Genomic DNA, 15,979 nt, shown 5'->3' on the forward strand with positions numbered 1-15,979 from the left:
CTTATGATTCAAGAAAGTGAAAAAGAGCTGGAAGCAATTTTAACAGAATTCAAAGAACAGGCCGATTTGAGACCGGGACAGCTGCTCGTGGTCGGCTGCAGCACCAGTGAAGTGATTGGGGAGCGAATCGGAACCTCTGGGACAGTCGAAGTAGCCGAAATGATTTTTCGCGGCTTAAAAAAACTTCAATCTGACACCGGTATTGATCTGGCGTTCCAATGCTGTGAGCATTTAAATCGAGCCTTGGTCATCGAACGTGCGGTGACAGATGAAAAGCGCTTCGACGAGGTTTCGGTTGTCCCTGTCCGAAAGGCAGGAGGGGCAATGGCAACCTATGCCTTTGGGGCGCTGGAGGATGCGGTCGTGGTGGAGTTCGTTAAGGCAGATGCCGGAATCGACATTGGAAATACCTTGATTGGCATGCACCTAAAACATGTTGCCGTCCCTGTCCGCGTGACCCAAAAAAAAATCGGACAAGCCCACGTAACGCTCGCCAAAGTACGTCCGAAACTGATTGGCGGGGCGCGGGCTGTCTATGAGCGGAATCAAGAAAACTCGAGCTGCTCTTAAAAGACATGGGTGTCAGGCACCATCATTAAAGTTTTATATAAGATGGTAAATTATGATAAAACAATTGATGTCTTGGTGAAAACACGAACATTATTGTTATTTTAAATATTTTCATTCGGAAAATAAAGTTAAGACACATGAAAACGCTCGCTTTAAGTGGAAAAAATAATTAAAATCCGAAAAATGTTTCTCTTTCAATTTAAGAGTGTTTCATGCTAAAATAAAAAAGAATTTTCGAAATTGTTAATAGTAGTCACTTATATACAAGGGGGATTTTTTGTCATGAAGCATTTGCCTCAAGCGGATGAACAGGTTTTTCAAGCGATTCAAAAAGAATTAGGTCGTCAGCGCTCTAAGATTGAATTAATTGCCTCAGAAAACTTTGTTAGCGAAGCAGTCATGGAAGCACAAGGTTCTGTTTTAACGAACAAATATGCAGAAGGTTATCCAAACCGACGCTATTATGGCGGCTGTGAATATGTTGATATCGTCGAAGACTTAGCCCGCAACCGCGCGAAGGAAATTTTCGGTGCGGAATATGTGAACGTGCAGCCGCATTCAGGTGCACAAGCCAATATGGCAGTATACTTCACGGTTCTTGAGCAAGGCGACACGGTGCTTGGGATGAACTTATCCCACGGCGGCCACTTAACACACGGCAGTCCGGTTAACTTCAGTGGTGTTCAATATAACTTTGTCGAGTATGGTGTAGACGAAACGACTCACCGCATCAACTATGACGATGTCCGTGCCAAAGCACTTGAGCACAAGCCAAAGATGATTGTTGCTGGGGCTAGTGCTTACCCACGTGCGATCGACTTTGCAAAGTTCCGCGAGATTGCTGATGAAGTCGGCGCGTACTTAATGGTTGATATGGCGCACATCGCCGGTCTTGTTGCGGCTGGTTTGCACCAAAACCCAGTTCCATATGCAGATTTCGTGACTACAACAACGCATAAAACATTGCGCGGCCCACGCGGCGGAATGATTCTTTGCAAAGAGGAATTTGGCAAGAAAATTGATAAATCTATCTTCCCTGGGATTCAAGGCGGTCCACTGATGCATGTTATCGCTGCTAAAGCTGTTGCTTTTGGCGAAGCATTGCAGGGCAGCTTTAAAGAATATGCAGGTCAAATCATAGCCAATGCCCAGCGCCTAGCTGATAGTCTTCAAAAGGAAGGCTTGCAGTTAGTATCCGGCGGTACGGACAACCACCTCTTGTTAGTGGATGTTACGACGCTTGGATTAACTGGCAAGGTTGCTGAAAAAGTCCTTGATGAAGTGGGAATCACAGTTAATAAAAACACGATTCCATTTGATCAACAAAGCCCGTTTGTGACAAGCGGTATCCGTATCGGTACAGCAGCTGTCACTAGCCGTGGTTTTGCTGAAGCAGATATGGACGAGATCGCTTCAATTATCGCATTTACTTTGAAAAATCATGAAGATGAAGCGAAGCTTGAGGAAGCGGCAGGACGTGTGGAAGCTTTAACAAGCAAATTTACCCTTTATCCAGAATATTAAACATCTAAGAATCGGCCTCTAGTAGGCCGATTTTTTTTGAAAAATCTAACTAATAATTCTAATTTGCTCATTGGATAGTTTTTCTGTAAAATGAGACGAAGTGTTTGTTTAATTTAAAAAAAGGGGCGATAATTGTGGCCAAGGTTTTCGTTTTCGACCATCCATTAATTCAGCATAAGCTAACTTACATACGTGATAAAAACACAGGAACAAAGGAATTCCGTGAACTTGTGGACGAAGTTGCCACGCTAATGGCATTTGAAATCACAAGAGATATGTCGCTTGAGGATATTGATATCGAAACACCTGTCTGTCCAGCGAAATCAAAGGTATTATCGGGTAAAAAAATGGGTATCGTGCCGATTTTACGTGCAGGAATCGGAATGGTTGATGGTATTTTAAAATTAATCCCAGCTGCAAAAGTGGGTCATATCGGTCTATACCGCGATCCAGAAACATTGATGCCGGTCGAATATTACATTAAGCTGCCAAGCGATGTGGAAGAGCGCGATTTCATCGTGGTCGATCCAATGCTGGCAACAGGCGGTTCAGCTGTTGAAGCAATTCGCTCCTTGAAAAAGCGCGGCGCAAAACATATTAAATTTATGTGTCTAATTGCGGCACCAGAAGGCGTAGAGGCAGTCAAGGAAGCCCACCCTGATGTGGATATTTATATCGCGGCATTAGATGAGAAATTAAACGACCACGGCTACATCGTCCCAGGTTTAGGTGACGCTGGAGATCGGTTGTTTGGTACGAAATAAGATTCTTCCTGAAAAAAGTCGAGAAATTACTCGGCTTTTTTTGTTGGGGTTTTATTATAAAAAGTAATTAAGAGGTTTTTGGAACCTGGTTTATTTTTCAAAAATTAGGTTGTTTTCTGGTAGAAAATGTCTAATTGTACATAATACCTTAAAAATTGCACTAAACCTCTTAAAATTTGTACCAAACTTTTGATATTTGTACAAAACCTATCCAAAATGGCACATAACCATTAGTTTTTTGCACAAAACTTTAACAAGAGCAAAAACATATTTAATAATGAACAATAAAACTCAAAATTCAAAATATGTTCTTATTTTTTAAGCAGGAAATCATAACAGTTAAGAGAAATTACCATTGAAACTAAAATTTGAGGTGAAATACATGGTCGTATTAGAGTTACAATTACCAATTCAAGCTTACCAATGTATGGCGCTGCTGCGCAGGATACAGAAAAATCATCCAATTAGGCCGACAATCGAACGCGATTTAAAATCTTGGCTGAAGGGATACTACGGCGAGAAGGAATGCAGCTACTATCTTTCGTTTCTGCCTGAAAATCAATATTACATTTTTCATGGCCTGCGGTTAATCGATAAGAAACCCTTCCAAATCGATTTAGTGATCCTTTCATCGCGGTTTATCTTTATGGGTGAAGTGAAAAATCTATCGAAGAAGTTAATTTTTCACAAGGAGTCCAATCATGTCATAAAAGAATTCAATAATGAAGAGGAGGGCATTTCGAATCCAATCCTTCAGGTCAAAAGGCAGCAAATTCAGTTCGTCAATTGGCTGAGAAAAATGCAGATGCTCGGGCTGCCAATCGAAAGAGTGGTCATTATCAGTAAGTCAACCACTAAAATCGAAACAACGCCAGACAATCAACAAATTTTTAATGAGTTAATTTACGCGGAATCACTCTTGGATAAAATCGAAGAAATGGAATGCAAGCACCAAAAACCTGCCTTTAGTAAAAGGAAACTCACGCAGTTAGTCCACCTCCTTTTAGCCCACCATCAAACTCCTATTACTGATATTCTCCAAACCTACAGATTATCCAAAGATGATATTATTACAGGGGTGTTATGCCCTAAGTGCCCAACAGGAACGATGGCATTTTACTCAGCAAAGTGGCATTGCCCCAATTGCGGCCATTCCTCTAAAACTGCCTTTTTTCAGACGGTCGATGATTATTTCCTCTTGTTAGGACCGACGATTACCAGGAAACAGTTCGCTGAATTTTTGCGGATTGACTCCCCCTTCAGTGCAGGGCATCAACTGCGGTCACTCAACCTCCCATCGTCCGGATCAAAAAGAGGGGCAAAATACACCCTTCCGAAAAATCAACTCTTGTGCCCGCTGGATGAAAAGGGAATCAATGAATATACGATTCCAACAAAATGACACGCATACTTTCCCCTCTCAATGAAAACGATATGGAGAAAGGGGAAATCTGCTGATGAAACTTCTACTTGCATTACTGCTAGCTTTTCAAACTCCTAAAATACTCATTCATCCTTCCATTACTAAAAGCACGCAGGAAACCACCGCGATTATTATTCTGGACAAACCGTACACCGACCAGGAAATCCAACAGCTCCTACAACCATACAAAGATATAAAGCTGCGCCGAATTTTCCGCGAGGCACTGGATGGTTTCTCTGTCCAAGGCAGCGCCGCCTCACTCACCAAACTCGCAGCGACCAGCCAGAAACAAATCACCAATGTCTCACCGGTCATTCAGTACCAGGCTGAAACCGAGGAGAGTGTGGAAATTATCGGCGGGGAGAAAGTCCGCAGCCTTTTCGATAAAAAAAATCAACGACTTACCGGTAAAGGGGTCACGGTTGGTGTGATTGATACCGGCGTTGACTATACGCATCCGGACCTCAAGCGCAACTATGCCGGTGGCCGTGATCTGGTCGACAATGACCGCGATCCGATGGAGACGCTTGCCCTCGGTAAGGCGACCATCCACGGAACCCATGTCGCAGGCATCATTGCGGCTAATGGAAAAATAAAAGGCGTCGCCCCGGAGGCAAAAATTGTGGCGTACCGGGCGCTCGGACCGGGCGGGGGCGGAACGACTGAACAGGTACTGGCCGCGATTGACCAGGCGATCAAGGATAAAGTTGACATTGTCAATCTTTCCCTAGGAAATGATATCAACGGGCCTGACCTGCCAATCAGCCTTGCTCTTAACCGTGCGGTCGACCGCGGCATCGTGGCGGTGGCGGCCTCCGGGAATTCCGGGCCAAATGTGTGGAGCGTCGGTTCACCAGGGACGGCCTCGAAAGCAATCTCGGTGGGGGCATCGACGCCTACCCTCGAGACTCCATATATATCTATAGTAGGAAGTCGGGAACAATTCCAAATTGAGCCGATGGAAGGCTCGGCCACGTGGAACCTCGACCGTTCCATAGACTTAGCAGATGGAGGTCTCGGCCGACCTAACGAACTGAAACAGGTCCAAGGGAAAATTGCCCTCATCCAACGGGGCATCCTAACTTTTACACAAAAAGCGGAAAATGCCCAAAAAGCGGGGGCAAAAGCGGTGCTGATCTACAATAATATCAGCGGGGGCCGCTTCAGGGGAAACCTGGACTCTCAGCTGACCATCCCTGTCGGAGCACTTGCGAAGGGTGACGGAGTTATTTTACAAAGAGCAATAAAAAAACAATTGACCGCTGCAAGAGTCGTGGTTAGCGAAGAACGGGATCAGCTCGCCGACTTCAGCTCGCGCGGCCCTGTGACAGGAACATGGGAAATCAAGCCGGATATTGTTGCGCCCGGGGTGGCAATTAATTCAACGATTCCGGGCGGATACCTGTCGTTGCAGGGGACGAGTATGGCCGCACCGCATGTCGCGGGGGCCTGTGCATTAATCAAGCAGGCCCACCCGGATTGGACCCCGGAGCAGATTAAAGCGGCTCTGATGAATACGGCGATACCACTGGCTAAATCGAGCACAGCAGCTAATCCCGGGCAGAGCTATTACCGCACCTTTGAACAGGGCGCCGGCCGTATTCAAGTGGATGAGGCAATCAAAGCGGGCACACTCGTATCGCCGAGCAGTATCCGCTTTGGAAAATTTACCGAGCAGAGTGATGCCCAGAAAGTCTACCTCTCTGTGGAAAATACGGGTTCACGCGCCCAGCGCTATTCCTTCGATATCCCGCCGCACGTCGATGGGCTCCACTGGCGGCTGCCGTTATCGTTTACGCTCGAACCGAAACAAACGAAAGACATCACCGTGGAGTTAACGGTTGACCCGAACGTGTTTAAAGGGAAAATTCATGACGGCTATCTCAAGCTCCGGGCAGGTGCGGCATCCGTTCGAATTCCTTATCTCTATGTGTTGGAGGAGCCGAACTACCCGCGCGTGATGGGCTTTGATTTTACGAATGGCGACAAACCAGGGCAGTACCGTTATGAGGTTTATTTGCCGGGTGGGGCAGAGGAATTTGGAATTGCGTTGTTTAATCCAGAGGATTACCGTTTTGTCGGCTTTTTAGATACGATTACCAATGTGAAAAAAGGACTAATTCGCAGGGATATTCCGAAGGAACAACTTCCACGGGACGGATCCTATCTAGTGAAGGTTTTTGCTAAAAAAGCGAATAAAGAAGATTTTCTCGAACGGATGATTACAATTGAGAAAATACAAGACTAACAGCCATGCCCTTTTTGGGCATGGTTCACTAAATTTATAAACCAGAATAAAAGTTCATAAAATTGTACCTTTAGTATAATTCTAAACGTTCACAAAATAGACACAAAATGGGCAAATTTCATTCACATTTTACAATACAATAGGGATGTTGGATAAAGTTCTGAAATGGAAAAAAATTCGGCGAATACATTGTGGTATAATTCACGTAAATTCATTGACATTGACAGGGCGCTATTGTATGCTAACAAAGGGTGTAAATGATAGGGTTTTCATGTAAAAATATCTATCTGAAGATAGTATTTGGCTATGAATTTTTACCATTGCCCGCTTGGCATTCTCTCAGAGTGAGGATGTGTTTATATGCGTAAAAACAACCGCAACCCATTACAAGCTATGGCTTTAATGTCCGCAATTGTCTCCCAATTAGTTGGTTCCATTCTAATAGGTATTTTCTCAGGCAGATGGCTGGATCGTCATTGGGGCACCGAGCCAATTTTCTTAATAATCGGACTGCTCATCGGTCTTGCAGCGGGCACCTATTCCATGCTTCTTTCAATCCGCCATTTCTATTCAGGAGAAAAATAACTATGCCAGATTTCAGAGTTATGTACAACAGGCAGCGCAAATGGATTTTTTACTTGTTGTCCATTTATGTTCTAGGCTGGGGCTTCACTTCTTTTCAAACCATATTTTTAGGACTGATTCTTGGGACTTGCTTCAGTTATCTGAACCTATGGATTTTGGTTAGAAAGACGGAGAGTTTTGATAAAAAAGTAACAGAGGGCAAAAAGCCTAAATCCTTAGGGTCGCTATCGAGAATGGCGATGGCTGGAATTGCCGCGTTAATCGCCTTAAGATATCCAGAGCAATTCAATATGATTTCCTTAGTGGTAGGATTGATGACATCCTATATTGTCATTATGATAGATTATTTTTACCATGCTTTGCATGTACATAAATGAAGCGGAAGCGAGGTGAGTTTACATGCATCATGAGGCTCCAGAATTTGAATTTATGGGTCTTTGGTTTAATGGCGCAAATATGCTGATGATTTCGGTTGCTAGTTTAATCGTTTTCCTAATAGCGGTCCTTTCAACACGGAAGTTGGCAATGAAACCTACAGGGATGCAAAACTTCTTTGAATGGGTGATGGACTTTGTGAAAGGGATCATCAACAGTACAATGGACTGGAAAGAAGGCGGAAGATTCCACATCCTTGGAATTACATTAATTATGTATATTTTTGTATCCAATATGTTAGGTCTTCCATTTGCAATCGTGATTGATGAAAAGCTTTGGTGGAAATCACCAACAGCCGACCCAATCATTACTTTAACACTTGCAGTTATGGTGTTGGGACTATCCCACTATTATGGCGTCAAGTTAAAAGGTGCAAAGGGATATGGAGAAGGATTCTTCGCTCCGATGAAATTCTTATTCCCTTTGAAAATTATTGAGGAATTTGCCAATACGCTGACTCTTGGTCTGCGTCTATATGGTAACATTTACGCTGGTGAGTTGCTTTTATCCCTATTAGCAGCAGGATTAGCACATCAAGGTATTGCCGGTACGATCGCAGCGATTCCGCTGACAATGGTATGGCAAGGGTTCTCTATTTTCGTTGGTACCATCCAAGCTTATATTTTCACCATGTTAACAATGGTTTACTTGGCTCATAAAGTGAGTCACGACCATTAATAATACACCGTTCATTTTTATGAACAATATAAAAAAATTATAGATGTTTCATACATTTAAGGAGGAAAAAAAGTAATGACAGGATCAATTGGTGTTTTAGCAGCAGCAATCGCAATCGGTTTAGCAGCAGTAGGAGCAGGTATTGGTAACGGTCTTATCGTAGGACGTACAGTAGAAGGTATCGCTCGTCAACCAGAACATCGTGGTTTACTACAAACAACAATGTTTATCGGGGTTGCGTTAGTAGAAGCATTACCGATTATCGGTGTAGTTATCGCGTTCATGGTATTAAACAAATAATTTTAGGCAATTCACATTGGCGATGATCAACAAATCCTCGCCATTCATTTATGTGTTTTTTCTATCGTTAAGCAACTCTTGAAAGGAGTGAACCCAGGGTGTTAACAAACAGTTTTGTTTTAGCGACTGCTGCTGAAGGCGGCGGCCACATTAATACTGGAGATATCTTCTTCCAGCTCATCGTTTTTATTGTTTTGTTAGCCTTGCTCAAGAAGTTTGCATGGGGTCCATTAATGGGCATCATGAAACAACGTGAAGAGCATATTGGTAATGAAATTAGCGCGGCAGAAAACAGCCGTTTAGAAGCACAAAAGATTTTACAAGAACAACGCGATCTTTTAAAAGAAGCGCGTAATGATGCTCAAAACCTAATTGAAGGTGCGAAAAAGCAAGGCGATATTCAGCGTGAAGAAATTATCGCAGCGGCTCGCACTGAAGCTGACCGCTTGAAAGAAAGTGCTAAGCTTGAAATTGAGCAGCAAAAAGAAAAAGCAGTTGCCGCGATTCGTGAGCAAGTTGCGTCCCTGTCTGTATTGATTGCTTCTAAAGTTATTGAGAAAGAAATCACTGCAGCAGATCAGGACCAACTGATTAACGAATATATTAAAGAGGCAGGAGAAGAGCGATGAGCAACTCTATGGTAGCTAAGCGCTACGCGTTGGCTCTTCTAAATATTGCAAAAGAGACGAATTCGCTCGGAGTTATTGAAGAAGAACTTCGTGTAGTGAAGGAAGTTGTACAATACAATCCTGAATTAAAAGCCATCTTAAATTCTTCTAAGCTTTCACTTGCAAAGAAAAAAGAGATTATTAAGACTGCTTTCGCATCAGTTAATGTAAATGTACTCAATACATTGTTGATCTTAATCGACCGCCACCGTGAAGACCAAATCATTGATTTGGCAAATGAATTTTTAGAGCTAGCAAACGAAGAGATGGGCGTTGCCGAAGCTGAAGTTTACAGCACACGTGCGTTAACGGATGCAGAACGCGAAGCCATTTCATCAGTTTTTGCTGCTAAAATTGGCAAAAAGTCACTAAAAATCGAAAATATCGTTGATTCCAACCTGCTTGGAGGCATCCGCCTTCGCATTGGAAATCGTATATATGACGGGTCATTAAGAGGTAAACTCGATCGTTTAGAACGTAAATTGTTAAGCTAGATTCGAAAGATTAGGGGTGAAACTCATGAGCATCAAAGCTGAAGAAATTAGTTCCCTGATAAAAAAGCAAATTGAAAATTATCAGGCGGAAATTCAAGTGACTGATGTTGGTACAGTTATCTCAATCGGTGACGGTATCGCACGTGTTCATGGTCTTGACAATGTCATGGCTGGAGAACTTGTTGAATTTTCAAACGGCGTTATGGGTATGGCACAAAACCTAGAAGCTAATAACGTTGGTATTATCATTCTCGGACCTTTCACTGAAATCAAAGAAGGTGACGAGGTTCGCCGTACAGGACGCATCATGGAGGTTCCGGTTGGTGAGGAACTTATTGGACGCGTTGTTAACTCCCTTGGACAACCAGTTGATGGTATGGGTCCAATCAACACTACAAAAACACGCCCAGTGGAAGCAGTAGCTCCAGGCGTTATGGCTCGTAAATCCGTTCATGAGCCATTACAAACAGGTATCAAAGCGATTGACGCTCTTGTGCCAATCGGACGTGGTCAACGTGAGTTAGTCATCGGTGACCGTCAAACAGGTAAAACATCTGTTGCTATCGATACAATCTTGAACCAAAAAGGTCAAAACATGATCTGTATCTATGTTGCGATCGGTCAGAAAGAATCTACAGTTCGTAACGCCGTTGAAACACTACGTAAATACGGCGCATTAGAATACTCAATCGTTGTTACTGCATCTGCATCACAACCTGCTCCATTGCTTTATTTAGCTCCATATACAGGAGTTTCAATGGCTGAAGAGTTTATGTATGCTGGCAAACACGTATTGATCGTATATGATGATCTTTCTAAACAAGCAGCTGCATACCGTGAGCTTTCCTTGCTGCTTCGTCGTCCTCCAGGTCGTGAAGCATATCCAGGGGATGTATTCTACTTGCACAGCCGCTTATTAGAGCGTGCTGCGAAAATTAACGATACACTTGGTGCTGGTTCAATCACTGCGCTTCCGTTCATTGAAACACAAGCGGGTGACGTTTCAGCTTATATCCCAACAAACGTTATTTCAATCACTGATGGACAAATTTTCTTACAATCTGACTTATTCTTCTCCGGTGTACGTCCGGCAATCAACGCTGGTTTATCCGTATCACGTGTAGGTGGATCTGCACAAATCAAGGCGATGAAAAAGGTATCTGGTACTTTACGTCTTGACCTTGCATCATACCGCGAATTAGAAGCATTTGCTCAGTTTGGATCAGACTTAGATAAAGCAACGCAAGCGAAATTGAATCGTGGGGCGCGTACGGTTGAAGTTCTTAAACAAGACCTGCACAAGCCGCTTTCAGTTGAAAAGCAAGTTGCAATCCTTTATGCATTAACACGCGGCTTCCTTGATGATATTCCATTAGAGGACGTACGTCGCTTTGAATCAGAATACCTTAATTGGTTAGACCACAACCGCAAAGAGTTGTTAGACCATATTACAAAAACGAAGGACCTTCCTTCTGATGACGATATGGCTTCTGCAATCAACGCCTTCAAAAAGACGTTTGCAGTTTCCGAACAATAGGGTCTGACATTTAGAACGGTGAGGTGAGCGGCACTGTGTGAAAACTTCACATGGTGCCTGACACACCATACCAGACATTCTTTGAAAAAGGGTGGTGAGAACCTATGGCTTCATTACGTGAGATAAAAACTCGTATTAATTCAACAAAAAAGACGAGTCAAATAACGAAAGCAATGGAAATGACCTCTGCTGCAAAGTGGAATCGTGCTGTCGTGAATGCAAAAGCATTTGTTCCTTATATGGAAAAAATCCAGGAAGTAACGGCATCGATTGCAATTGGCTCAGGCGGAGTAAATCATCCCATGCTTACATCTCGACCTGTTAAGAAAACCGGTTATGTTGTGATGACCTCCGACAGCGGACTTGCTGGTGCATTTAACAGCAACGTGTTGCGTCGCGTCAGTCAAACAATCAAAGACCGTCATAAATCGAATGATGAATTCGCGATCATTGCTATCGGACGTGTGGCACGTGACTTTTTTGTCAAGCGTGGCATGAATGTAGTCCTTGAAACGACCGGAATCCCAGCTCAGCCTAACTTTGCTGACATTCAAGACATTACGCGGGCAACCGTTGGAATGTTTGCCGATGGCACATTCGATGAACTATATATCTATTACAGCCATTATCTAAGTGCTATTTCACAGGAAGTCCTTGAGAAGAAGCTCCTTCCACTAACGGATTTAACGACTACTCAAAAGACGATTTCCTATACATTTGAGCCGTCTGCAGAAGAAATATTAGAAGTTCTCCTGCCTCAATATGCTGAGAGTTTGATTTTTGGCGCTCTACTAGACAGCAAAGCGAGTGAGCATGCCGCTCGGATGACTGCAATGAGAAATGCAACCGATAATGCGAAAGAACTAATCAATCACTATACACTAGTCTACAACCGTGCCCGTCAAGCATCGATTACCCAAGAAATCACAGAAATCGTCGGCGGTGCGGCCGCGTTAGAGTAGGAAAAGTGACTGCTTTAGAATGATTCTAATCTGGTGCCTGACACCAGTATAACCATTTAGATTCGAGCAGGGAACGATTATACCGTTCCCGACTCATTTTGTTCAGCATAGAACAATGCGCGAGGGCCACACTGAGTTCATTTTTTCGAAAATGCTTGTGGGTGGTTTTTCGCGAAAGAGTAAGTTAGGAGGGAAAACGATGAGCAAAGGACGCGTTCTTCAGATTATGGGTCCGGTAGTTGACGTTAAGTTCGAAAGCGGTCATCTGCCTGCGATTTATAATGCGTTGAGAATTTCAAGTAAAGCGAGTAATGCTTCCGAAGTTGATATCAACATTACCCTTGAAGTAGCTCTTCATTTAGGTGATGATACAGTTCGTACGATTGCGATGTCAACGACTGATGGTTTAACTCGTGGAATAGAAGTTGAAGATACTGGTGCACCAATTTCTGTACCAGTTGGTGATGTTACTCTTGGCCGTGTATTTAACGTATTAGGAGAAACAATTGACCTTGATGCTGCAATTCCAGCAAGTGAGCGCCGTGATTCCATTCACCGCGAAGCACCAACATTTGAAAACCTTTCTACTCAGGTAGAAATTCTTGAAACTGGTATTAAAGTAGTAGACTTACTTGCTCCTTATATTAAGGGTGGTAAGATCGGTCTATTCGGTGGTGCTGGTGTAGGTAAAACGGTATTAATCCAGGAATTAATCAACAACATCGCACAAGAGCACGGTGGTATTTCCGTATTCGCTGGTGTTGGTGAGCGTACACGTGAAGGTAATGACCTTTACCACGAAATGACGGATTCTGGCGTTATCAAGAAAACAGCGATGGTATTCGGACAAATGAATGAGCCGCCTGGCGCACGTATGCGTGTAGCTTTAACTGGTTTGACAATGTCTGAGTATTTCCGTGATGAGCAAGGACAAGACGTGTTGTTCTTCATGGATAACATCTTCCGTTTCACGCAAGCAGGTTCTGAGGTTTCCGCGCTACTTGGCCGTATGCCATCAGCGGTAGGTTACCAGCCAACTCTTGCAACTGAGATGGGTAAATTACAAGAACGTATTACGTCTACAAACTTAGGATCAGTTACATCGATCCAAGCGATTTATGTACCAGCCGATGACTATACGGATCCGGCTCCGGCTACAACATTCGCTCACTTAGATGCAACAACAAACCTTGAGCGTAAGCTTTCTGAGATGGGTATTTACCCAGCGGTGGATCCTTTGGCTTCAACATCTCGTGCCTTGTCACCTGATATTGTTGGCGAAGAGCACTACAATGTAGCTCGCCAAGTTCAATCAACATTACAACGTTATAAAGAGTTACAAGATATCATCGCGATCCTTGGTATGGATGAACTTAGTGATGATGATAAGTTAACGGTACAACGTGCGCGTCGTATCCAAGTATTCTTATCTCAAAACTTCCACGTTGCTGAGCAGTTTACTGGCCAGCCGGGTTCTTATGTACCTGTAAAAGAAACGGTTCGTGGTTTCAAAGAGATTCTTGAAGGTAAGTATGACCACCTTCCAGAAGATGCGTTCCGTTTGGTTGGACGTATTGAAGATGTGCTTGAGAATGCAAAACGCATGGGCGTTGAGGTCTAAACTGAGCCTGGAGGGTAAAAAATGAAGACGATTAAAGTCAGTATTGTTACTCCCGATGGCCCGGTGTATGAATCAGATGTAGAAATGGTAAGTACCAAGGCAACAAGTGGTGATTTAGGGATTTCCCCTGGTCACATGCCTTTGGTTGCCCCGCTGGAGATTACTTCTGTTCGTCTTAAAAAAGGCGGTAAAACGGATTATGTTGCGGTCAGTGGTGGATTTTTAGAGGTCCGTCCTGATCAAGTGACGATTTTAGCTCAATCAGCGGAACTTGCTTCTGAAATTGATGTGGAACGTGCCGTAAAAGCGAAGGAACGTGCAGAACAGCGTATGAGAGATCATCAGGCTGAGCATACCGATTTCAGACGTGCGGAGCTTGCTTTACAGCGTGCCATCAATCGCCTCGCCGTATCGGAAAGAAGATAAGATAATGAAAACCCGTGAGATATGCGTCTCGCGGGTTTTTTTAGTTTCAAAAAATATCTTAGTCCATGCCGAATGATACACTAAAAAAAGTATAATATTTCAACTATTAAGTTTATTGATTTTATGGTATTTTAACTGTTATATAAACTTTTGTAATATATCAAATTCTGAGTGGTGCAAATAAACAATAATTATTAGAAAATTCCCCTTATTTCGATATTGACTTCAAACGTTATATTATGTAGTATAATCTTATAATACAATATATCGTTAATGTATCGAGAGGGGGGAATTGTTCCAAGGTAGGTTCGATTAGGTTATTGAATTTGAAAGCGTTTTAATTTGGCTGTATTAGAAAAAAATATTTGGGGGTATGTATGTGAAACGTTGGTTTACTGTAGCACTCAGTATATTCATGGTGATCTCATTATTAATTGGATGTTCCTCAAAGAGCAGCACTACTTCTAAGTCCAAAGATGGAAAAACGACCATCACATTTTTCTACCGTTGGCCAAATGAGCCATATAAATCTTATTTTAATAGTGTTATAAAAGAGTTTGAAAAGCAAAATCCTAACGTGAAAGTGGAACAGGTTACAGCATTAAACGAAGATTACAAACAAAAGGCGAATGTCCTTCTTGGAAGCAAAAATCCACCAGATATTTTCTTCACTTGGGCTGGGGAATATGGTCAGAAGTTTATAAGAGATGGAGTGGCTTTGGACCTTAACAAGTATTATGAAGAAGACAGTGAGTGGTCTGGCCAGCTAATCGGTTCACAGGTGAAGTTTTTCCAAAAGGATGACAAAACCTATGGTGTTCCATTATTTACTGACAGTAAGTTGTTTTTCTACAACAAAGATTTGTTCGACAAATTGGGTTTAAAAGCTCCAACTACATGGGATGAGTTTATAACTGTTCTAAATGAGATTAAAAAGAGTGGAACAACTCCTATCATGCTAGGAAATAAAGCACCATGGGCAGCTGCTCACTATGTGACAGCGTTGAATCAGAGAATTGTGCCTGCTGATGTGTTGGCTAAAGATTTGAGCTTCAATGGAGCAGAGTTCACAGATCCTAGTTATGTGGAGGCATTGAAGAAGCTTGATGAATTAAGACCTTTCTTTAACGAAAATCCAAATGCGACTGCGCATGATGAAGGAAGAAACTTATTCCTTGGCGGAAAAGCAGCGATCATGTTCCTTGAAACAATGGAAACTACGTTTATGAAAGATGCTACATTCAAATGGGATACGTTCAAAGTACCGACTATTGATGGCGTTAAAGGGGACCAGGGCGGTCTAATCGGTGCTCCAGAAGGCTTCATGGTCCACAGCAAATCAGCTCACCCGAAAGAAGCAGTAGCGTTCTTGAAATTCTTGACTTCAAAAGCCAATGGAGAAAAGCTGATTAAAGATACTGGCATGCCAAGTACTGTTGATGGTGCGATGAATGCAAATACCGCGTCTGAGCAAGAAGTAAAGCAGATGGATTTAATTAAAGAGCAGCCAAGCATGCTGATTTGGACAGACAGTGCGTTAGACACGCGCATCTTCAAGCCTTATGGCGATGGAGTACAAGCTATGCTAGGCGGTAACAAAACACCTGAACAAATTATTAAGGATGTTCAAGAAGCAGCAAAACAAGTGAAAAAATAATGTAAGATGAAATCTATGAAAGTGCCGGTTTGTAGGAAATCAAGCAACCTATTAAACCGGCATTTTATAGATGGTGATGGGAGGGGT

16 protein-coding genes are annotated in these 15,979 nt (G+C 43.0%); all 16 read left to right on the forward strand.

Annotated features, from left to right (window positions below; translation table 11 throughout):
* Positions 1–3: 3 nt before the first annotated feature.
* The 16 genes from BR30_RS0129660 (at position 4) to BR30_RS0129735 (ending at position 15,892) form a co-directional block, all read left to right on the forward strand.
* Positions 4–570, forward strand: a complete 567-nt coding sequence (locus BR30_RS0129660; protein WP_026568211.1) for a TIGR01440 family protein — start codon at positions 4–6, stop codon at positions 568–570.
* 282 nt (positions 571–852) lie between these two features.
* Positions 853–2,094: a serine hydroxymethyltransferase gene (glyA, locus tag BR30_RS0129665; protein WP_026568212.1), complete on the forward strand. Its 1,242-nt coding sequence runs from the start codon at positions 853–855 to the stop codon at positions 2,092–2,094.
* A gap of 134 nt (positions 2,095–2,228) precedes the next feature.
* Complete coding sequence (upp, locus tag BR30_RS0129670) at positions 2,229–2,858, forward strand: uracil phosphoribosyltransferase (protein WP_026568213.1); 630 nt, start codon at positions 2,229–2,231, stop codon at positions 2,856–2,858.
* Between the two features lie 355 nt (positions 2,859–3,213).
* Positions 3,214–4,260, forward strand: coding sequence for an NERD domain-containing protein (locus tag BR30_RS34855; RefSeq protein ID WP_155928935.1), 1,047 nt, complete (start codon positions 3,214–3,216; stop codon positions 4,258–4,260).
* Between the two features lie 55 nt (positions 4,261–4,315).
* On the forward strand, positions 4,316–6,529 hold the full coding sequence (locus BR30_RS0129680) for a S8 family serine peptidase (protein ID WP_026568214.1): 2,214 nt from the start codon (positions 4,316–4,318) through the stop codon (positions 6,527–6,529).
* A 360-nt stretch (positions 6,530–6,889) separates the two neighbouring features.
* Positions 6,890–7,114: an AtpZ/AtpI family protein gene (locus BR30_RS0129685; protein WP_026568215.1), complete on the forward strand. Its 225-nt coding sequence runs from the start codon at positions 6,890–6,892 to the stop codon at positions 7,112–7,114.
* Between the two features lie 2 nt (positions 7,115–7,116).
* On the forward strand, positions 7,117–7,491 hold the full coding sequence (locus BR30_RS0129690) for an ATP synthase subunit I (RefSeq protein WP_026568216.1): 375 nt from the start codon (positions 7,117–7,119) through the stop codon (positions 7,489–7,491).
* 22 nt (positions 7,492–7,513) lie between these two features.
* Positions 7,514–8,227 (forward strand): F0F1 ATP synthase subunit A, encoded by a 714-nt coding sequence (atpB, locus tag BR30_RS0129695; protein ID WP_026568217.1) that lies wholly within the window; start codon positions 7,514–7,516, stop codon positions 8,225–8,227.
* A gap of 87 nt (positions 8,228–8,314) precedes the next feature.
* Positions 8,315–8,527: a F0F1 ATP synthase subunit C gene (gene atpE, locus BR30_RS0129700; RefSeq protein WP_373561650.1), complete on the forward strand. Its 213-nt coding sequence runs from the start codon at positions 8,315–8,317 to the stop codon at positions 8,525–8,527.
* Between the two features lie 98 nt (positions 8,528–8,625).
* Positions 8,626–9,156, forward strand: coding sequence for a F0F1 ATP synthase subunit B (locus BR30_RS0129705; RefSeq protein ID WP_026568219.1), 531 nt, complete (start codon positions 8,626–8,628; stop codon positions 9,154–9,156).
* Positions 9,153–9,689, forward strand: a complete 537-nt coding sequence (locus BR30_RS0129710; RefSeq protein ID WP_026568220.1) for a F0F1 ATP synthase subunit delta — start codon at positions 9,153–9,155, stop codon at positions 9,687–9,689. Before BR30_RS0129705 ends, BR30_RS0129710 begins: the two co-directional genes overlap by 4 nt.
* A 25-nt stretch (positions 9,690–9,714) precedes the next feature.
* Complete coding sequence (gene atpA / locus BR30_RS0129715; protein WP_026568221.1) at positions 9,715–11,226, forward strand: F0F1 ATP synthase subunit alpha; 1,512 nt, start codon at positions 9,715–9,717, stop codon at positions 11,224–11,226.
* Positions 11,227–11,330: 104 nt separating this feature from the next.
* Complete coding sequence (atpG, locus tag BR30_RS0129720; RefSeq protein WP_026568222.1) at positions 11,331–12,188, forward strand: ATP synthase F1 subunit gamma; 858 nt, start codon at positions 11,331–11,333, stop codon at positions 12,186–12,188.
* Between the two features lie 199 nt (positions 12,189–12,387).
* A complete protein-coding gene (atpD, locus tag BR30_RS0129725; RefSeq protein WP_026568223.1) occupies positions 12,388–13,809 on the forward strand; it encodes a F0F1 ATP synthase subunit beta in 1,422 nt (473 codons plus the stop codon).
* Positions 13,810–13,830: 21 nt separating this feature from the next.
* Positions 13,831–14,235: a F0F1 ATP synthase subunit epsilon gene (locus BR30_RS0129730; RefSeq protein WP_026568224.1), complete on the forward strand. Its 405-nt coding sequence runs from the start codon at positions 13,831–13,833 to the stop codon at positions 14,233–14,235.
* Between the two features lie 373 nt (positions 14,236–14,608).
* Complete coding sequence (locus BR30_RS0129735; RefSeq protein WP_035446367.1) at positions 14,609–15,892, forward strand: ABC transporter substrate-binding protein; 1,284 nt, start codon at positions 14,609–14,611, stop codon at positions 15,890–15,892.
* Positions 15,893–15,979 lie beyond the last annotated feature (87 nt).

Source organism: Bacillus sp. UNC41MFS5 (assembly GCF_000686805.1).